The organism is Mesorhizobium sp. B2-7-2, assembly GCF_006440775.1.
Lineage (GTDB): Bacteria > Pseudomonadota > Alphaproteobacteria > Rhizobiales > Rhizobiaceae > Mesorhizobium.
Genome location: NZ_VFTZ01000001.1, coordinates 214,863 through 233,130 on the forward strand (window position 1 = coordinate 214,863; position 18,268 = coordinate 233,130).

18 protein-coding genes and 2 pseudogenes are annotated in these 18,268 nt (G+C 59.9%); 12 read left to right on the forward strand and 8 right to left on the reverse strand.

The genetic code is table 11. The features are described from left to right. The first annotated feature begins 226 nt into the window (after positions 1-226). From FJ425_RS01135 to FJ425_RS01150, 4 genes are all read left to right on the forward strand, one after another. Positions 227-1,069, forward strand: coding sequence for a PRC-barrel domain-containing protein (locus FJ425_RS01135; protein WP_140721124.1), 843 nt, complete (start codon positions 227-229; stop codon positions 1,067-1,069). Between the two features lie 63 nt (positions 1,070-1,132). Then, positions 1,133-1,621, forward strand: a complete 489-nt coding sequence (locus FJ425_RS01140) for a hypothetical protein (protein ID WP_181175743.1) — start codon at positions 1,133-1,135, stop codon at positions 1,619-1,621. A gap of 180 nt (positions 1,622-1,801) precedes the next feature. Continuing rightward, positions 1,802-2,266, forward strand: coding sequence for a hypothetical protein (locus FJ425_RS01145; RefSeq protein ID WP_140547059.1), 465 nt, complete (start codon positions 1,802-1,804; stop codon positions 2,264-2,266). 715 nt (positions 2,267-2,981) lie between these two features. After that, a complete protein-coding gene (locus tag FJ425_RS01150; RefSeq protein ID WP_140547060.1) occupies positions 2,982-3,287 on the forward strand; it encodes a hypothetical protein in 306 nt (101 codons plus the stop codon). A 185-nt stretch (positions 3,288-3,472) separates the two neighbouring features. Here FJ425_RS01150 and FJ425_RS01155 read toward each other — a convergent pair whose 3' ends face one another. From FJ425_RS01155 to FJ425_RS01185, 7 genes are all read right to left on the reverse strand, one after another. Further along, positions 3,473-3,868: a DUF2285 domain-containing protein gene (locus FJ425_RS01155; protein ID WP_348643146.1), complete on the reverse strand. Its 396-nt coding sequence runs from the start codon at positions 3,866-3,868 to the stop codon at positions 3,473-3,475. 79 nt (positions 3,869-3,947) lie between these two features. Continuing rightward, positions 3,948-4,274 carry a DUF736 domain-containing protein gene (locus FJ425_RS01160; protein ID WP_181175745.1) on the reverse strand — a complete coding sequence of 109 codons (327 nt, stop codon included), beginning with the start codon at positions 4,272-4,274 and terminating at the stop codon, positions 3,948-3,950. Between the two features lie 2 nt (positions 4,275-4,276). Continuing rightward, positions 4,277-4,456, reverse strand: coding sequence for a hypothetical protein (locus FJ425_RS31445; RefSeq protein ID WP_181175747.1), 180 nt, complete (start codon positions 4,454-4,456; stop codon positions 4,277-4,279). A gap of 265 nt (positions 4,457-4,721) precedes the next feature. Next, on the reverse strand, positions 4,722-5,267 hold the full coding sequence (locus FJ425_RS01165; RefSeq protein WP_246677842.1) for a DUF2285 domain-containing protein: 546 nt from the start codon (positions 5,265-5,267) through the stop codon (positions 4,722-4,724). Between the two features lie 10 nt (positions 5,268-5,277). Further along, a complete protein-coding gene (locus FJ425_RS01170; RefSeq protein WP_140547061.1) occupies positions 5,278-5,472 on the reverse strand; it encodes a DUF6499 domain-containing protein in 195 nt (64 codons plus the stop codon). A gap of 131 nt (positions 5,473-5,603) precedes the next feature. Then, entirely contained in the window at positions 5,604-6,272 is a 669-nt protein-coding gene (locus FJ425_RS01175) for a hypothetical protein (RefSeq protein WP_246677843.1), read from the reverse strand. A gap of 509 nt (positions 6,273-6,781) precedes the next feature. Continuing rightward, positions 6,782-7,108 (reverse strand): DUF736 domain-containing protein, encoded by a 327-nt coding sequence (locus FJ425_RS01185; RefSeq protein ID WP_181175749.1) that lies wholly within the window; start codon positions 7,106-7,108, stop codon positions 6,782-6,784. 2,394 nt (positions 7,109-9,502) lie between these two features. Between FJ425_RS01185 and FJ425_RS01190 the strand changes: the two genes are divergently transcribed. The 6 genes from FJ425_RS01190 (at position 9,503) to FJ425_RS01215 (ending at position 14,754) form a co-directional block, all read left to right on the forward strand. After that, the gene (locus FJ425_RS01190; RefSeq protein WP_140541129.1) at positions 9,503-10,132 is read left to right on the forward strand and encodes a LysE family transporter; all 630 of its coding nucleotides are present in this window, start codon (positions 9,503-9,505) and stop codon (positions 10,130-10,132) included. A gap of 78 nt (positions 10,133-10,210) precedes the next feature. Further along, complete coding sequence (locus tag FJ425_RS01195) at positions 10,211-10,495, forward strand: hypothetical protein (protein ID WP_140721127.1); 285 nt, start codon at positions 10,211-10,213, stop codon at positions 10,493-10,495. Between the two features lie 44 nt (positions 10,496-10,539). Beyond that, a complete protein-coding gene (locus FJ425_RS01200) occupies positions 10,540-11,388 on the forward strand; it encodes a hypothetical protein (protein WP_246677844.1) in 849 nt (282 codons plus the stop codon). A 41-nt stretch (positions 11,389-11,429) separates the two neighbouring features. Next, the gene (locus FJ425_RS01205; protein ID WP_181175750.1) at positions 11,430-12,119 is read left to right on the forward strand and encodes a TIGR00730 family Rossman fold protein; all 690 of its coding nucleotides are present in this window, start codon (positions 11,430-11,432) and stop codon (positions 12,117-12,119) included. Between the two features lie 102 nt (positions 12,120-12,221). Then, positions 12,222-12,860, forward strand: a complete 639-nt coding sequence (locus FJ425_RS01210; protein WP_140721129.1) for a gamma-glutamylcyclotransferase — start codon at positions 12,222-12,224, stop codon at positions 12,858-12,860. 376 nt (positions 12,861-13,236) lie between these two features. Then, on the forward strand, positions 13,237-14,754 hold the full coding sequence (locus FJ425_RS01215) for a winged helix-turn-helix domain-containing protein (protein WP_140721132.1): 1,518 nt from the start codon (positions 13,237-13,239) through the stop codon (positions 14,752-14,754). Positions 14,755-14,849: 95 nt separating this feature from the next. Here the strand turns inward: FJ425_RS01215 and FJ425_RS01220 are convergent, their stop codons facing one another. Next, positions 14,850-16,412 carry a winged helix-turn-helix domain-containing tetratricopeptide repeat protein gene (locus FJ425_RS01220; RefSeq protein WP_140721135.1) on the reverse strand — a complete coding sequence of 521 codons (1,563 nt, stop codon included), beginning with the start codon at positions 16,410-16,412 and terminating at the stop codon, positions 14,850-14,852. A 347-nt stretch (positions 16,413-16,759) separates the two neighbouring features. Between FJ425_RS01220 and FJ425_RS31865 the strand changes: the two are divergent. Both FJ425_RS31865 and dinB read left to right on the forward strand, forming a co-directional pair. Beyond that, positions 16,760-17,161: pseudogene (locus FJ425_RS31865) on the forward strand (SOS response-associated peptidase). Between the two features lie 105 nt (positions 17,162-17,266). Beyond that, positions 17,267-18,139 (forward strand): annotated as a pseudogene (gene dinB / locus FJ425_RS01230) (DNA polymerase IV); the annotation flags it as partial. Positions 18,140-18,268: the final 129 nt, after the last annotated feature.

Here is an 18,268-nt window from a genome sequence, read left to right on the forward strand (position 1 = left end):
GACAATTAGGCTACGTCCCTGGCATCGACGGCAGTTCTAATCCTGTTCGCAGGTCGGGTCACGTCACTCGTTGGTGACGGGGTGCGGTAGACCCGTGCAGGTTCTGCATGAGCCTTCAGTCCGGCGCCGGTTGCGACCATTGGCCCCCACCCGGAACGTAAGGCAGTTCCTTCCGTTGGATGGCAGATGCCGACGTCATCGACCAGGAAACAGGAGGAAACTCACAATGGTCCGCAAGATACTAGCTACGGCCGCGACGGCAGCTCTCATGTCGACGGCGCTCTGCACGGCGGGTGCTCACGCCGCAAATACCAGCAACCCCGCTGCCCAGACGGAGGTTGTTGCCCCGGTCACTGATGGCAAGCTCGTCTCCAAGATCATGGGAGCCGCCGTCTATGACAGCACCGCCGACGACGCGACGAAGATAGGCGATGTCAATGACATCGTCCTGGACAAGGACGGGAAGGCCAAACTCGTCGTCATTGGCGTCGGCGGATTCCTTGGCGTGGGGGAAAAGAACGTAGCCTATGATTTCAGCAAGCTTGAATGGGTCAACAAGAAGGGCGATCGCTGGTTAGTCGCAAAGACGACGAAGGATGAGCTCAAAGCTCAACCCAATTTCGATACCAAGGCTTATGATACCGCGGCAGCACCCACGGCGCAGACGACTAACAGCCAAGCGGCTAATGGCAAAATCGATACGACCTCGACAGCCTCGATCGACAAGTCGTCCCTGACCGAAATGCCGTCAGACAAAATCAGTGCGGCAAATCTGATCGGAACCAATGTCTATGGAGCAGATGATGCGAAGGTCGGCGAGATCGGCGACGTCATCCTGACTGGTGACAAGAAGGTCGACGCAATAATCGTTGATGTAGGCGGCTTTCTGGGCATTGGCGAAAAGAAGGTCGCGGTCGCTATGGAGAACCTCAAGTTCATGACCGACAAGAACGGCAACCGTTACCTCTACACGAACTTCACCAAGGACCAGTTGGAGGCGCAGACTGCCTACGACAAGGCCACTTACGCCCAAAACCGGGACAAGCAGCGCATCATCGTCAACAAATAAAAAATCATCGCGCAGCGCTCGCCCGTGTGGCGGGCGCTTCGGCTGGAAAACGCAGGAGCGGACTTGAAATTAGCCGACGAGGTCCGTCATAGCTCTGAAGATATCAGCGACCTCGTCCTGTCCGATGTCGTTTCTGCGCTTCATCGACGAGTTAGGGTCAGCCACGAGTTCGACATTCCCTACGTTGCTGGGTACAGCACGGATGCAAGGACGATTTACATCGACCGACATCTGCCGCGCACCATCAGGTGGAGAGGCAAGGACGTGCGGCTCGAACCATTTCTGGTGTGCCACGAAATTGTTGAAAAAGCTCTCTTGGACGAGTTGCGGCTTCATTATCTGCACGCCCACCAAATTGCCTCGCGCATCGAAAGAGATGCGGTGAGAGGGGCTGGCCTGACCTGGCGGCACTACCAAAGCGTCATCAAGGGGCACGAGAAAGCGATCGATGAAGAACAGCTTCAGTGCGTGCCAGGGGAGTTAGATCTCACGCCTTACAAGGACCTGAAGGATTACCCATTGCTCCGACGGCTGGTCGAAGCATCGCAGTAGCTCGTTGCGCGGGATGGTCCAAGGCACAGAGACAGCGGGAGATTGAAGCAGGCACACTGTCAAATCTTCTCGCCATTGGAACTTCCCGACGCACTGCTGGTTCGCCTGCATAGGGACGACTGAGGCCTATTCCGACCTGTGCATTCTGCAGGCAGAGCGCCTCGCCAACAGGAGACGGCCATGAAACATCAGACACTTGAAGAACTACATGAGGTCGCGGAAGTCGAAGTATCCTTTCCGGCTATGACGCGAGGGCAGCGTTTGGAACATTGGGCCATGCTGCTCGAGCGAAATCCCGAGCGGCGCCTCGCCGCTTTTCCCGGGACGGAATACATGACCTTGGACGTGCGTGACAAGGCGCGGTCCCTGGACTCCGCGCTCAGCGTCGCTTTCGCTGATCCGATATTGCGCGCGCAGGGATTGAAGAACGATACCTATGGCGAAGCGAAACGCTTCTTCGAGCTTACGGATTGGCAGTTGCACGCTATTGTCTGCCATTGCCATGTCGGCGGGACCATGAAAGCCGGATGGGCTGCCATTCAAGTTCGGTCTGCCATCGGCATCGAAGGAAAGCTTTTCAGCAGATTGCGTGAAGCGATTACCCATTGGCCGGTATTTCGCATTTTGACCCATGCGAGGGAGTAACGTCGCCTCGGAAAGCGAAAAGGCAGCGAGTGAACAGTCCACGCAGATGCATCTGGGCCCGAAGATCGCTAATTATGAGAATACGGGCGAGCGTCGCCCGTATTCTCTTTGCATCCGATGGCCGCGATCACTCTCCTCGAAGGTAATCCTCTCAGATCCCCAGCATAGGGTGATACTATGTACCTCGTTCGCACGCACCGCTTCGCGCATGGTGTCGTGGCGCTCACATACCGTCCGTACTGACTGCTATCCGCCGTCGGCCGAACAAGGCGGTCGCGAACTTCAAAATGGGGTGCCTGCTCTTCTCGCAAGATGCGCCCAAGGCGCCGGCGCTGGGGCGCGGTCAAGCGGCGTGGCAAGGTGCCGCCTGCGGATCGTCGACTCTACGGATAATTGGCAAGAAGCGGCCCCTCGCATGCGGCGGCCGAAAGCCGGGGGTTGATTGAGACACTCGGCCTAAGTTGAGCCCAAGTGGATTTCGGCATAACCAGCTCATTACGAACGGACCAACGGTGTCGACCGAGGTCCGGCACCAGATGCAATCAGTCGGCCTGATTTTCAGCAATTCCTGATTTTCACCAACCTTTGTGAATTTCATAAGAAAGGTCGAGGAGTGCCTAACCAGCTCTTCACCATAATTACAACGGCTTCGGAACCTTCATGACCGCAGCGGACTTCTCGGCTTCATTATAAATTCGAATGAAGGGGCCCCTGCATGAAAGTCACCGCAGCAGGCATCGACCGCATCAAGATCGGCAATGCGGACGCAAGCGGCCAAGGCGCGCATTTCGTCGTTTGGCTTTATCTTCAGGTTGACGAAGGCGGCACACAGACCGGTCAGGAGCTTGTGGTATCGGTGCCATACGATGCGCGTATGACATTCGATGATCTCGCTACCCAGGCTTTCGAGAAGGCGCACGCCATGCTTCGCGCCTGCTGCGAGATTGATGAGACCATGTGGTGGAAGCAGTTCAACCGAAGCCTGGCGCCGTTGCCCGAATGGACGCCCGGCGCCCAATAGTTGGTGGGCGGCGAACCAGGCGTGGAGACTGGCTGGACGCCGGCCCCCGCAATGCGGATGGGGATTCAGTTCGCATCGTCTGCTTCAGGCGCGTGACGACCTCCAGCATGTCACCCTGCGATGTCCGCGTCCGGGCAGAAGCTAAGTTTGCATCAATGGCCGAGATGAAGGCGCAAAGCTCCCGTTCAATTCAGGATCGTAACCCAGGGCTTGCAAACCACGTGAATCAGGTGTCGGGACCCCCTCAGGAAAGGCGCCGTCGCGCGAAGCAATTGGCGATAGCCGCGCTCGACCATCTTCAAGCCGTCGCGCACTAAGCGATGCGTCTGATACTGAAAAGCCGAGTCGTGCCAGTCGGCGGCGCTGACCAGTCGCCGACCGAACAAGGCGGTCGCGACTTCAAAATGGGATGCATGCTCTTCCTGGTCATCGAGGCATCGCAGCATGTGGCCAAGGCGTCGGCGCTGGGCCGCGGTCAAGCGGGCGTCGGGAAGGTGCTGCCTGTGAGCAATTGTGAATGCGATCGAAAAGGCTGGAATTGAAGTACGGCCCGATAATGGAATTCTGTTGCGAAAGAGCAGTTGATCGCGGCTTCACCGCTGAAGCCTTGTTTTAGGCGCCGAAGCCCGTCCGGCCGAAGCCGAACGGGCTTGCTACCTGTTACTCGCCGTTGCGGCGGTTGGCCCGGGACCAGATGAGGCTGTGGCCCTCGCCTTCCTCGTCGGCGAAGAGGTTGGCGTAGATGGGAGCGGTGAAGCTCGGATCGTCCAGCTTGAGCCCGAGATAGTCGCGGCCCTCGTTGGAGCGCTTGGACCAGGCGGCGCCGATCTCGGCCTTGCCGACCACGACACGGTGGCTTGGAGCGTTCTCGCCGCTGGCCCGGGTATCGGGGACGATGCGCACGCCCTTGGCCTGGACGCTGAGGGTGACGATCTCGCCGGTGAACTCGTTCGCATTGGTCTTCTTGAAGGTGCCGATGGTAGCCATTTTCAGTCTCCGTTGTCGTTTCCGAGCCCGCACCATGCGGCCTCGATGGCGATCGTGAGGCCGGAGGCGACCGCCGCTGCATCGCTTGCGACCGCAGCGAAGCGCAGGATGGCGCAGGCGCGCGTTTCTTGGTTGCGCGAGGAATGGGCTTCGCCCAGGGGAAGAAACGCGCGTTGCGCCATTGCGGCATAGGCGGTCGAGGCTTCAGCCGTCCTTCGGCCAGATCAGCCCGTTCGAGAGGTCGTTGGTGCGCTCCGAATCTGAGCGCGTCGCCGTGCTTTGCTCCAACGCCGAAAGATTCTACCGAATCTAGGCCCACCGCCTATGATTAACCTGGATGTCCGATTCCAGGTGACGTAGAAAGTGCATCAAAACCCCGTTCACTCCAGATCGTAGGCCTCGGCCTGCAGACACGCAATAAGTGAACCAGGCGGTGTCGGAACCGTCTCAGGAATGACGCCGTCGCGCACGAAGCAATTGGCGATAGCCGCGCTCGACCATCTTCAAGCCGTCGCGCACCAAGCGATGCGTCTGATATCGAAAAGCCGAGTCGTGCCAGTCGGCGGCGCTGACCAGTCGCCGACCGAACAAGGCGGTCGCGACTTCAAAATGGGATGCCTGCTCTTCCCGGCCATCGAGGCATCGCAGCATGTGGGCAAGGCGCCGGCGCTGGGCCGCGGTCAAGCGGGCGTCGGGAAGGTGTTGCCTGTGGATCGAGCGGATGAACCGCTCGATTGCCTGCAGCCGGTCGTGCGCCATGTCATCGAGCGGGATGATGGCGGCAAGCGGTTCGCCTGGCTTGGTGTCGCCGAGGAGCGCCAGTTGCGTGCCGCCCGGCGAAGAGCGCATGTGAAGGCCGGCCTCGTCACGTCGGCCCGTGGCCAGCTGGACGCCGGAGGTGCCGCCCTGGCCCGTGCGCAGTTCGGGCGGAGCCTCTACAAGGTTGACGACCCCAGGGTTAATCTGAGGCGCCCAATAGACGGGTTGCTCCACCGCGGACTGGTCAGGCCGGGCGGCGAAACTGCAAACCCCAGCGCTTGCGTAATGCGCGCATCGCGTTAGCCGAGCGTGAGGTTGCGTAGTCCTGCTGATATTGCGGATTGCGTCGCAAGAATTCCCAGGCAATCTCATCGGCGGCGGCGCCTTTGATAAACGCATATGCCTGTGGGTCACGCCACTGCGATGTATCCGGCTTCATCCGCATCCTTCCCTTCTCAAGGATTTGATAGGGGGACGCGGTGTTAAGCGAAATCCTTGGATTCCGTCATTGACGAATGGACGAGGAGGAGATCTCACCGCCCAGCGGTCAGGTTAGGACTTTTGCGGGAGCTACTGCCTTGCGCCGTGTAGTGTTTTGAATGTGTTCGTCCAGGCGCGATAGGCCTCGTCATCGCCTTGGCTCCAGGCATCGAAGGCGCGCCAGGCGGCGAAAGATGATGCAGGCTGCTCGAGCAGCGCTCCGATCGACTGATCGCCTGCGGGCCAGCCGGCCGGCTGGTCGCAAATCGCGTCTTGCGTGAGACGCCGCAGGTCGGCCAATGCGGAGCGGATGTGCGGCAGCGGAAATTCGAAGATGTCGGTGTTGTCCTTCGCTTCCCGAACCACGACCGCAAGTTTGGCGATTACGCCTGCCAGCGATTGAGCAGGCGTCGAAACGAGATCAGCCAGTAAGGTGTCGGCCTTCTCGGCATCATCCTGTTCCCGGGCATCGAGATCGCCGCAGTCGGCGCTAGCCCCCTCCCCGCGGCCAATAAGTGCGCCGGTGGGCAAGGGTGCGCCGTGGTCCAAGAGCCTCTCCTCCTCTTCCTGCTGCTCCCGGACGCAGGATGCCAGCATACCAACATGGGCGTCGATCCAGGCAAGGGACAGGAGAAGTGCGGGATCGGGTGACAACCGAGCTTCGGCTGACGGGCCGGCACGCTTTTTGGTCAACGGAAATTGCATCTCCCGTCCAAGCGTGACGGAAGGCAAAGTCGTGGTATTGTCGGAATCAGCCATGATCCGAGCTCCACACAGCTTGGCTTTGGTCAGGTCGGGCAAGGTGTTCCTGCACCCTGCTCGACCGTTTCACCGCCGCCCAAGCGACCTGGAGATCATCTCTCGTGAGCCGCAGGCGGTGGCAACTAGCGGTGATTTAAGTGAGCGCAGGCAAAAAATCAAGCCCTATGGCATCAAATGATACTTTTAGTACGAATGAAATTACAAGCGGACAAATGCGAGCCGCACGTGCTTTGCTTCAATGGGATCAGAAGACGCTTGCGGAGCGGTCCAAGGTCTCGCTCGCTACAATCAAGCGACTAGAGCCCCTAACCGGTCCAATAAGTGCAAACAGAGTGACCATTGACGCGTTGCGACGAGCATTCGAATCCGCAGGTATTCAGTTTATCCCGGAGAATGGTGGTGGGGCGGGCGTCCGGCTCGCCAGCCGTTCTGATCAATTATAGGCGAGCTTGCGCGACCACCGGCCGAAGGCGCCTCGCCCGGGACCGGGCGAGGCGTCTGCCAGGTCACTCGCCGTTGCGGCGGTTGGGACGGGACCAGATGAGGCTGTGGCCCTCGCCTTCCTCGTCGGCGAAGAGGTTGGCGTAGATGGGAGCGGTGAAGCTCGGATCGTCGAGCTTGAGCCCGAGATAGTCGCGGCCCTCGTTGGAGCGCTTGGACCAGGCGGCACCGATTTCGGCCTTGCCGACCACCACGCGATGGGTTGGAGCGTTCTCGCCGCTGGCGCGGGTATCGGGGACGATGCGCACGCCCTTGGCCTGGACGCTGAGGGTGACGATCTCGCCGGTGAACTCGTTCGCATTGGTCTTCTTGAAGATGCCGATGGTAGCCATTTTCAGTCTCCGTTCTCGTTTCCGAGCCCGCACCATGCGGCCTCGATGGCGATCGTGAGGCCGGAGGCGACCGCCGCCGCATCGCTTGCGACCGCAGCAAAGCGCAGGATGGCGAGGCGCGCGTTTCTTGGTTGCGCGAGGAATGGGCTTCGCCCAGGGGAAGAAACTCGCGTCGCGCCATTGCGGCATAGGCGGTCGAGGCTTCAGCCGTCCTTCGGCCAGATCAGCCCGTTCGAGAGGTCGTTGGTGCCCGCTGTGAAACGGAGAGACGGGGACGATTGGATCATCTGCGCCTAAGGAGATGATGTGGACCCTTTCGCCGTGCAGATGTTACCGGGGCCCGACGTGTGCAGCATCAGAGGCTGGATCCATCTGGCGATCGCGGATGAGATAGGACTCGCCTTCGCGTGCATGACCGGGTAATGCCGTTGCTGGCTGCTATCGAAGCTGGCCCAGACACGCGCTCCAAATACCGGCTTTTGCAATTGAGCGGCCGCATATAGTGGACGTCTCATATAGGGCCAAAACGGAACGTCCTCTTTCAGATGATTAAGATAGAAAAGCCGACATCGGCGGAGCCCAGTGCAGAAGAGCAACGTATTTACCGCTACGGTCGCGGGGACAAAGCGATCGACGACGATTCCACAGGGCCGACTGAAGAAAAAAGTTAGCAAGATGCGAATAGGGATGCCTCAATCCGTTCGAAAGCGGCATAATGAACGAATAAGCTTCTCAGCACTTCCGGCATACCACCGTGACCCCCTCAGCGACTGAGACGAGGCGAGTTTCGAGTTACACCGACGCGACCAAGTGCGTCCTCGATTTTCGTCTGTCCAGACGCCGCCCATTTTCGGTCACCTGCCGATCATTTGCCCCCACACGGTGGTCCCTTCTGTGGCCAGGATGAAACACGTAGAACGAGGGCATATGACGAAGTACAGGGTAGTTGATCTTGTCATGGCAGCAACGGTGATCCCTCTGGATTGCGCAATGCGCGATCTCCGATTGAAGGCGAGACCGCCTGTTTCTCCGCGTCGCATCCGCAAACGGCAAAGATCATCCACGCCTCGACGATGTGGAGGCTTTTTTGGCTAGCCGGCATTGTCCGCTCGGGACGCCTGACTTCAAACAGGAGGAAGGCAGACGAACTTTGTTTGCAATAACATGGTCGGAGGGTACCTTGATACCTACTCTTGGGAAGCCGCAGCTCTGCGAGCCTGGGCCGTCATGGTCACTTGCTCAGTCCCTATAAAACCCCGATACGGCGAGCAGCGTCGGATTGCTTCGAATGCAGATCGAACGGCCTCTTCTGCATCTCTAGGATTGAACTCCAAGATCTTGATAGCCGAGACGTTTCCATCGTCAAAAGTTACGTCAAAATGCACGCTGAAGTCGCGGTTGAATCCTGCAGGCAATGTCCAACATCTTGACGCGGCCTCCGCAACCCCAGGTCCGGCGGTCGCAGGGAAGGCCATGAACAAGGTCAGGGCACTGACCAGATTACGCATTCCAACCGGCCACTTAGGACGGCCTGAAATATTCCAAGTCACTTGTAGGAGATGACGCGAACGTTGCACGCCTGGCATATTACGGGGTCCTGTTCGCATTAACGAACGACACCAGGAGGATACTGGCGCAGGGCCGCGCCTCGAACGAGCTTTAAAGTCCGATAACAAATTGAGCAGATCGTGCCCGCGACCAGCCCAACGTCGGTCATCGTGGCGGTGATTGCAAACCTGAACCATGCGTTCCTCTCCATGAGATCGCTGCGCCGTTTGACCTGGCGTCGGGAGAATTTTGCGTTGAAGCTGCGACCAATGTCCTGAGGTCCGGATGAAAGAGTCCTGAAATTATCGGCGGAACGCGATTCAACTCCCGAATCTCCGAGCGGTGGATAGCAGGAGCAGCGGTCCTCCCCGGAGCGCTACCGAGGGACGGCAGCGCCTCGATGGCGCCGCTTGCATGACGACTGTGACCAGCATCGTGAGCTGCGCGCCCACACGGTAGACGCTCGGCGATCGCGATGAAAGCAGTCGGGCACGGTGCGCCGCACGGCGGCGAGCCGCCGAATAGGTAGCTCGGCGCGAGATTGAGGCGCCCACAGCCTCTGGCAGCCGAGACGCGACGCCTTCCCATTAAGAGCCTCCACCATCGAAATGTGGCGGCCGATCGGCCCGATAAGCTTTCAGAACATTTTCAGCGTGCCTTCAGGACACGCGGATCGAACAGCGGCAGGCTGCTTAAACGACTGGAGCTCACCCCGGCCCGGACAGGCTCAGCGCAGAGGAACAGAGATATGTCGAATCTGCATCTCAACAATGTGCTCCTGTTTCCCGGTGCTCAACGGGTGCGCGAACAGGCTGAAACTTGTGTTGCACCACTCGAGGAAACACCATGAGCTGTGTCGCCGTCAATGGATTCCAGACAGGCCTTGCGCTCGGTATGGCCTCCATGGTCTCGGTCGGACCGAACAATCTGATGTTGATACGCGAAGGCCTGCTGCGCGGTCGGATAATGTTCGTGGCTAGCTTAGTCTGGGTAACCTATGTCGTCCTGATCGCGACCTCCTATTTGCTCGCCGGGTCGATCGCGGGCGCCGAGCCAGCGTTCAAGACAGTCCTTTCCTGGCTCGGTCTAGCGGCCGTGGCATGGTTTGCGCTGCAATCCTTTCGTGCCGCATCGGTTGCCGGCTGCATCGAGGATCGCTCCAGCAGGGATGCGATCGGCCGCTCATGCTTCGCCCGCGTCATGGGCGTGGTGTGCATGAACCCGCTAACCTATGTCGAGCTGCTGCTGGTGCCGGCCGCACTTGGCCAGTCATTCGCGGCCGGCGGCGCGAGGGTCGAATTCGTCACGGCGCTGATGCTGATGGCCGCGCTGTGCTGCTACGGCTATGCGCTTGGCGGCGGCATGATCGCCTCGCTTCTTCGTGGCCGGACGAATGTGCGCATCTTCGACCTAATCTCCGGCCTCATCCTCACCGGCATCACCTTGACAATGGCAGTCGGGCTCGCCGGCCGATGAGCGGCTTTCGGCGCCGCGTCGCCAGGTCCTAAACCAAGCAGCACTTGGCTCATTCCATCCCCCTTGCAGGAGATCGAGATGAAACGCACGACGGAATTCAAGGGCGCGCTCGTCAGCATCGGCTATGACGCCCGGAACGGCACGTTCCTCAGCATCGCCGAGGTTCATCAGTTCCTTGAAGTCGTCGAGGCGAAGAGTAACGCCTCGGACAATGCCGCAGCGGTGGCGGGCAAAGGGGCGGAAGTCCATCGCGTCCGCCGCAAAAGCGCAGAAGTCGAATGTATGCCCGACATCGGCCAAGCCTCTCGGAACGCCGGCGAACTGCAGCAGACGCACTATCAAGAAATGATGCCGACCCAATGAACGCGAACCGCCCGGGCATACCGACGCGACAGGGGGAACCGGTAGTGAACATCCTATCGCATTTCGCCAAGAAGCAGACAGGCCTCGGCCAAACGAACCCAGTCGCCAAAGTGCTGCGCCGCACCGAGCAGCGGATGCGCGCCGCCCAACACGTTTCCAACGCGGACGGGCCACGGGCGCGGCGGGAAGGGGCGGGTATTGACTGGACCGCGCGGACACTGCCGCGTCTGGCAAAGGCGGCGCGGGCACGCATGGCCGGTCCCGGTGGCTATTACAATCTCGGCAATGCGCTGGGGCTTGCCATGGGCATCGCGGTGCAGCTCACCTCAGGCAGCGCGGTGCACGGCACGGCGACAGGGGCGCTCTACGACTATTTCGCCGGCTCCGGCAGCGCGCTCGCGCTGACGCTGGCGACGTTGGTATTCTTCTGCAGTGGCGAGAGTTATCACCGCGCCTGGGTAGACCCCGGCGCATCCGACCAAAGGCTGAACCGGCTCGGCGACCTTTTATCCGCGGTCGGTGCAATTGGACTTGGCGCGGCGCTCTTCTTATCCGGCCAGCCACTCCTGGCGGCAACTGCGGGCCTAATGCATGCGTTTGGCAAGTTCGCCAGCGCGGCGCACCGGCCAGGCGTCCCCTTGTCCCTCGGATTGGGCTCAACCTGGCCCGCCGCTTGGCCAGATCCGTTCCGCAGCGCCGTGCTCGCCAGCCGGCTGCCGGCCATGCTGGCGGCCATGCTTTCCATCGCCAACGCCCTGCCCGGGGTGTGGTCCGGCGGCCAGACGCTCGCGCTCGCCGCGCCGCTGACGCTGCTGGCCTGTTATGCCCTGTGGGCCAGGGCCGACCTTATGCTGTTTGCCGGCCCTGGCACAGCTAGCTTGAATGAAGCTTGAGGAGATCGCCCGTGTTCGGGAGTGCTAACGAAGACAACAGTATGAGCGAACAACTGCTTTATCCGCTGCAGATTAATATCAAAACCGTCGCAGTGTTCGGCGGCGCAAACCCCGGGAGTGACCCCCGCCTGAATATAGCTGCGGCGGCTCTGGGCAGCGAGATAGGAGCTGCGGGCATTCGCCTCGTTTATGGAGGCGGCAGCGAGGGATTGATGGGCGCGGTTGCCGCCGCTGCGGCCAATTCAGGGGGCGAGGTCATTGCCGTTGCACCGCAATTCCTGCTGGAACGGATGCGCATGCCGGGCGGCATCGCCCAGGTCATCGCAGTCCCCGACATGCACATACGCAAGCGGCTGATGTTCGACTACGCCGACGCCTTCGTTGCCCTGCCGGGCGGCATCGGCACGATCGAGGAACTGGCCGAGGTGATGACTTGGCGGAAGCTCAACCGGCACCAAAAGCCAATCCTTATGGCCAATTTTCTCGGCTTCTGGTCGCCTTGGCTGGCCTTGCTGGCCCATCTCGAGGAGACGGGCTTCCTGTGCGGCGAGGTATTGTCCGCCTGCCTCATCGCCGAACGGCCGGCGGCGATCCTGCCCATGCTGCAGCGCGGGGTCTCCTATGCGCAGGCGCCGCGAGCGGCGTGCGTTGCCGACGATCATGCGCATGCAAACGCAACGCCTTCACCAATGCCACAATTTGCTGCCAGCTCGATTGGGCATCCGGTCTGACCCTCACTTCACTTCAATTTCAGAACTAAATCAGCATCCGTTCAGGACACGACGGCCAAGCGCTGCGATGCTTCCGACAGAGAATATTGGACGAGGGCCGCGATGAACATCGCCCTTACTGAAGACCTCCTTGTCAAGATCGACTGCACGATCGATGACCCCGGCTCCGCGCCTGGGCTGCGATACATGGAGGATCACGACTATCTTGCGATCGGCAAACGGCTGCTTGCCGATCGACGCCGCAACGTCTGGGTATTCGCCTACGGATCGCTTCTGTGGAATCCGTGCTTCGAATTCGTCGAGGAACGTCCGGCAACCGTGTACGGTTGGCATCGGCGATTTTCCCTGTGGCTAACCCGGTGGCGTGGCTCGCGCGAACGGCCTGGCCTGATGCTGGCACTCGATCGTGGCGGCAGTTGCCGGGGTGTCGTCTACCGTTTGCATGATCACAACATCGACCTAGCGATCAACCGGCTGCTGCGCCGGGAAATGGCGGCCAATCCGCCGACCAACGTTCCTCGCTGGGTGTCCGTCCGAAGCGCGGGCGGACAATTGCCGGCCATCGCCTTCGTCGCTAACCGGGCTGGCCCAGGATACGCGGCGGCGCTACCAGAGGAGACCACCGTGGAAATCCTGTCGCTTGCCGCAGGCCATATTGGCAGCTGCGCCGACTATCTGCGCAGGACGGTCCTTCAGCTCGAAATTCGCAATATTCGCGACGCAACGCTGTGGCGGTTGTAGGGCAAAGTCGCCGCCTACCTGGCCTCGCTGCCCACGCCCCTGCCGCCACCAACCCTGGAGGTCGACCATGCATGTGAAGGTTGAAGGACCATTCCCTCCGTCGATCATTGCGAGGGAGGAGGTGCATCGGATTTTGTCGACAGGCAGCGTTGAATTTTGTGGCGGTGAAGCGGTGCAGATTCTGCACTACCTTGACGCTTTAACACCTCGCGACCAAATGGCGCTCTCCGGCGAAGCACATCGGGGGCTGTGGCGGCGCCTTGCCGGACTTTTCAGGCCAGCCTCTATCGCACCGGCGTCCGACGGGCTTGACCTTTACCGTCCTATGAGGCTCCGATGATCGCAGCGCGATCAGGCGCAGCGATGGTGCAGGTGCTTGGCACAACAGATCGGCAGCGCAGTTCTCGATCTCGAACGCGGCACTTTACGGCGCGACGGCGAGATCGTGCCCATCAGACCAAAGACGTTTGATTTGCTCGCCTTTTTGGTGCGCAACCCAGGGCGCGTGCTGAGCAAGGACGAGCTTTTCGAAGCGGTCTGGCCCCGCTCCACGGTCACCGAAGACTCGCTCACCCAGTGCGTTCGTGATGTGCGCAAATGCCTAGGCGATGAGACGCAGTCGCTGATCCGCAACGTTCCTCGGCGCGGCTACATATTCCAGCCCGCCGACGGCGCCTTGTCGATATCGCCTGCATCGGCAGCAGTTGAAGCCATACGAGCACCTGAGCCAATGGTCGCTATACTGCCGTTTCGGGTTAGCGTTGCGGATTTGGCAGCAAAGTCGCTCTTTGATGGCGCGGTCGAGGAGATCATCAACGCGCTTTGCTACTTCAAAACCATTGCGGTACTTGCGCGTCATTCGGCCTTCGCGCTTGCCCAATACTCCGACCAGGACGTCTGGGCGACCGCAGCGCGCCTCGGGGTGGACTTTGTTGCCGGAGGCACCGTTGAGAGTTTCGACGACGGATATCATGCGCGTGTTGTTCTGTCGGAAACAGCGTCCGGCCGGCAGGTCTGGACGCAAGCATTTTCATTCAAAATGAGCGAAATCTTCGCGTTTCAAAAAACCGTTGCGCGGCGGATCGCGGCGGCGCTGGTCGCCAATATCGAGAGCGCGGCCATGCGGCGTGTATCTCCTGTAGCTGCCGCCAATGTCGAGGCTTACGTCCATATTCTGCGTGGCATTGCGCTGCTGCGCAGTTATGGCGAGGGGGTGAACCAGCAGGCGCGCGACCATTTGCTGAAGGCGTTAGAACTCGATCCGGATTCGGGGCTTGCCCACGCCTATCTCGCTTTGGCGGATACGATCATAGGTGGGTATCTCAGCGCCCCACAGTCTGTGCTTGATCAGACTCACAACCGAGCCCTGCACGCCATCGGCCTCAGCCCCGACGAGGCACGATGCCACCGGATTTTGGCTTTGATCCTCCTTTATCGGAACGACTTCGAGGCTGCGGCGCAGCATTTCGTTCGGGCGCTGGAACTCAACCCCTACGATGCCGATACGTTGGCTCAGACCGGCTTTTTCCACGCGCTTTGTGGAAATGCCGAGGCCGGCTTGGCACTTCTGGACCAAGCGATCCAACTTAATCCGATGCACCCGCATTGGTATTATTTCGACAGGGGGGAGGCCCTGCTTATTGCGGGTCGCTACAGGGAAGCCGCTATGTCGTTCTCCTGCTTACCCCTGAAGAGTGTGTGGTATTGGGGTCGGCTCGCGGCATGTCATGCTCTCGACGGGGATATCGAGAAGGCGCGGTCATGCGCCAAAACAGGAAGCGAACTCGAGCCGAGTTTGACCGTAGAAGCGATCGTTGCAGACTTTCGCCTGGTGCGCTCGGAGCTTCAGCAACGAATACGATCTGCTCTCGAACTTGCTGGCTGGGAGAGCTAACGAGAATCCAATTCGATGCCTCCCCAAAGGTGTATGCGAAGTGATGATCAGATGAGCCGCAGGTGAGTGACGCCACAAAGGAATCCAATCCTACGTCAGTCTGGAATACCCGCGCGCAACAGAGCGGTCAGATACCGTTCGAAGAATTCCACTTTCCTGAAAGTTCCCGTGCTGCGGTAGAGACTTACCGAGAAGCCTGGGGACACGCGAAGCAGTTTCTGTGCAATCTCTCGTGCGCCATCAATGTGGCCGAGTTCGACAAGCGCGAAAACAACAATCCTATAGCAGGTCGCCCAGGTGGGGGCTGCATCGATCGCCTCGGATCCGACGGATAGGGCATCGCCATATCGCCCCGCGATCATGTGGGCCGTGGCGATTCCGGAAAGGCTGAACCCTATTTCAGGGTCGATCGGATTGAGCCTCATTGCGCGCTCGAACGATTGCAGGGCGGATTTCGCATCACAGATATAATTGCTGACCCAGCCACTCGACGTGAGCACACGCCATGAGCTTCCACCAAGCGAGCTTGCACGATCCAACGCTCTTACCGCTGCGTCATAGCGTTTGCCGAGATAGGCTAAGGCGTGGCCGGCACAGGCCAGCGTCGTCGGATGGTCTGCATGTGCCTCCAGAGCTTCGGTGGCCAAGCGCACGCCCTCGGCATCTTCGACAACCGTCGACCAGTGCTGCGATTTTCTCAGCACATAAGCATATGCGGCTAGCGCCTTAGCCAACGAATAGCCGGGGTCCAGCGCGACCGCACGATAAAGAAGACCAAGCGCGTCGTCATTGAATTTGCGGGTGGTGATGACGGAATTGATGTTTGGCAGTGCACGCAAGCACAGATCGTAAGCCGCCAGGCTGTCAGTAGCCCGACCGCGCATTCGCTGCAGCTCGGCAAGTTTCAAGGTCGGCTCGACCGCACCGACGATGGCTTCCGTAATGCGGTCCTGCAGTTCGAATATGTCCTCCAACCTGCCGTCGAACTTGTCCGCCCAGACGTGACGCCCAGTCTCGGCATCGACCAACTGCCCTGTGATGCGAACGCGATCTCCCGCCTTGCGGACTGACCCTTCGAGCAGATAACGGACCCCAAGTTCACGGCCCACCTGTTTCGCATCAACAGCTTTCCCCTTGTAGGTAAAGCTTGAGTTGCGGGCGATGACGAAGAACCATTTGACGCGTGATAATTCCGTTATGATGTCTTCGGAAATTCCGTCGGCGAAATACTCCTGTTCGGGATCGCCGCTGAGGTTGCTGAACGGCAAGACAGCAATTGAAGGTTTCGCCTCGTCGTCTGTCTGATTCTCGCGATGGACAGCTCCGGAACTGGCATCCGATGCGACCTCCAATCGTTCTATTACGAAGCGATAACCTCTGCGTGGAATGGTGTGCACCAGAATCTGCGCCTCATCGCCAAGCGCACGCCGTATGTCGCTGATTGTTTGGGTCAGCGAATCCTCGGTCACGGTAACATCTGGCCAGACGGCGTCCATCAGTTCAGCCTTTGGCACAACCCGGCCGGCGTTGCGGATCAGGCAACTCAGCAAATCAAACGATTTCGGTCGTAGCGCGATTTCCGCCGAACCATTGCGTAACAGGCCAGCATCGGTATCTAGGCTGAACCCAGCGAAGCGGTAGATCGGCCCAGCTGCCATCTTATTGCTCTCACCATTTCAGAATTACTTCAATGGTTCCTTCAGGCTCATTTTAGCGGTGTTCTCAAGACATAGTAATGTGGCGCACTGTAGTGTGGCACTCCACGTTGAGAGTAGCAAGTCATTCCCGAACATGCTCGTGGATGGCGTCCAAAGTCATTTGGGCCCTCCGGCATGCGCATCGCAGCCCCCAACCTCTGTAGGACCAGCTTTCTGAGTGCCAACGAAAGATAGTCAGTGCCCTTCGAGAAGGATCTCTTTGACTCTACCTGACCGAGGCATGGCTGCAGCGTCGCTCAACCTCCATTTATGCTTGTAGGACGAGTCATGATGTCTACGCTCCTGTCCTGGCCCGATTGTCCCGTCCGCTGTGGCATCGAGATTGCCGCCCTTTCACTGTGGTGCGGGCAGAGGATCGATCATTCCCGAGCCATCGCTGCCTAGTGCCGGCGTCCGAATTCCGGCACCGCAGCCAGGGGAAGAACTACAGCTTTCGCCTCGCCAACGGGAACTGGTTCTATTTCGCCGGCATCTGGCGGCCGGCGACGGGGCGATTGACCGGAAGCCCACGCAATCCCCACGATCGGGGCCAATGACGACGTCGTCGCCAGAGGGCGGTGCAGACCAGCGCTCGGCTTGGCTGGATATGACCCCGTCCCGAACACGAAGTCCTTCGTCCCCTTCCGGGGGGCAGTTTTCGGACTTCCCGCCGCAGTCAGGGTCGCGCGCAGGCTGAATTTGCGATCTGAGAGTCCTAGATCCGGGTAGCACGAAGCACATATCCTGGCCGAGTGCATTGCAGTCATATAGCCCCAGACCGCAGCGCCGACCCGCGTAAGATCATCCATGTCGACATGCATGCGTTCTACGCGTCGGTCGAACAGCGTGACAAATCCGGACCTGCGCGGCAGCGCTTGCCGTTGGCGGGGCCGCTGCGGGCTGCGTGGTGGCTGCCGCAGGCTACGAGGGCCCGGGCTTCGGTGTTCGCTCCGCGATGCCTTCCGTCACGGCAAAGCGCAAATGCCCCGAGCTGGTCTTCGTGCCGCCCCGCTTCGACGTCTACCAGTCCGCCTCGGCCCAGATCCGCGAGGTGTTCGCCGAACACACCGATCTCATCCAACCGCTCTCGCTCGACGAGCCCTATCTCGACGTGACGCAGAACAGGCTCAATATTTCGTCGGCCACGACGATCGCCGAGATGATCACGGCAAAGATCCTGCTAATGACCGGTGTCACCGCTTCCGCCGGCATCTCATACAAGAAATCCCTCGGCAAGATGGCGTCCGATCAGAACAAGCCAAACGGCCAGTTCGTCGTCACGTCCCGTGATGGGCCTGCCTTCGTGGAGATGTTGCCAGTCAAGAAATTTCATGGTGTGGGTCCCGCGACGGCCGCCAAAATGGAGGCGCTGGGCATTAAGACCGGCGCCGATCTCAAGGACCGCTCGCTTGTCTTCTTGCAGCAGCATTTCGGCAAGTCAGGGCTCTGGTACTATCAGATCGCGCGCGCCATCGACGAAACGCGCGGTCGAGTTGGATCGGCCGCGCAAATCCATCGGCGCCGAGGATACGTTCGCAGCCGACATCTTGGAGCTCGCTGCAGCGATCGCCGAACTTAAGCCGCTGACAGCCAAGGTTTGGGGATACTGTCAAGGCAATGATATCCGGGGCCGGACGATCACGCTGAAGGTCAAATTTGCCGATTTCCAGCAGATCACGCGCAGTCGCGCCGTGTCGGTGACAACAGAATCCGGCTGCTAGGCGTCACGCTTTCGTCGCTAGGCGATGTGTTGCCGCCGGAACAACGGCAACTTCGGTTCGAACTTGAGGATGGCCGCGAAAAGGAAATCTGCCCGG

Coding starts and splice junctions, on each gene's coding strand:
- FJ425_RS01210 (WP_140721129.1), top strand. CDS start 12,222: ATGAACATCGCCCTTACTGAAGACCTCCTTGTCAAGATCGACTGCACG.
- FJ425_RS31445 (WP_181175747.1), bottom strand. CDS start 4,456: ATGGCGCAACGCGCGTTTCTTCCCCTGGGCGAAGCCCATTCCTCGCGC.
- FJ425_RS01170 (WP_140547061.1), bottom strand. CDS start 5,472: ATGAAGCCGGATACATCGCAGTGGCGTGACCCACAGGCATATGCGTTT.
- FJ425_RS01195 (WP_140721127.1), top strand. CDS start 10,211: ATGAAACGCACGACGGAATTCAAGGGCGCGCTCGTCAGCATCGGCTAT.
- FJ425_RS01190 (WP_140541129.1), top strand. CDS start 9,503: ATGAGCTGTGTCGCCGTCAATGGATTCCAGACAGGCCTTGCGCTCGGT.
- FJ425_RS01160 (WP_181175745.1), bottom strand. CDS start 4,274: ATGGCTACCATCGGCACCTTCAAGAAGACCAATGCGAACGAGTTCACC.
- FJ425_RS01135 (WP_140721124.1), top strand. CDS start 227: ATGGTCCGCAAGATACTAGCTACGGCCGCGACGGCAGCTCTCATGTCG.
- FJ425_RS01220 (WP_140721135.1), bottom strand. CDS start 16,412: ATGGCAGCTGGGCCGATCTACCGCTTCGCTGGGTTCAGCCTAGATACC.
- FJ425_RS01145 (WP_140547059.1), top strand. CDS start 1,802: ATGAAACATCAGACACTTGAAGAACTACATGAGGTCGCGGAAGTCGAA.
- FJ425_RS01205 (WP_181175750.1), top strand. CDS start 11,430: ATGAGCGAACAACTGCTTTATCCGCTGCAGATTAATATCAAAACCGTC.
- FJ425_RS01150 (WP_140547060.1), top strand. CDS start 2,982: ATGAAAGTCACCGCAGCAGGCATCGACCGCATCAAGATCGGCAATGCG.
- FJ425_RS01185 (WP_181175749.1), bottom strand. CDS start 7,108: ATGGCTACCATCGGCATCTTCAAGAAGACCAATGCGAACGAGTTCACC.
- FJ425_RS01175 (WP_246677843.1), bottom strand. CDS start 6,272: ATGGCTGATTCCGACAATACCACGACTTTGCCTTCCGTCACGCTTGGA.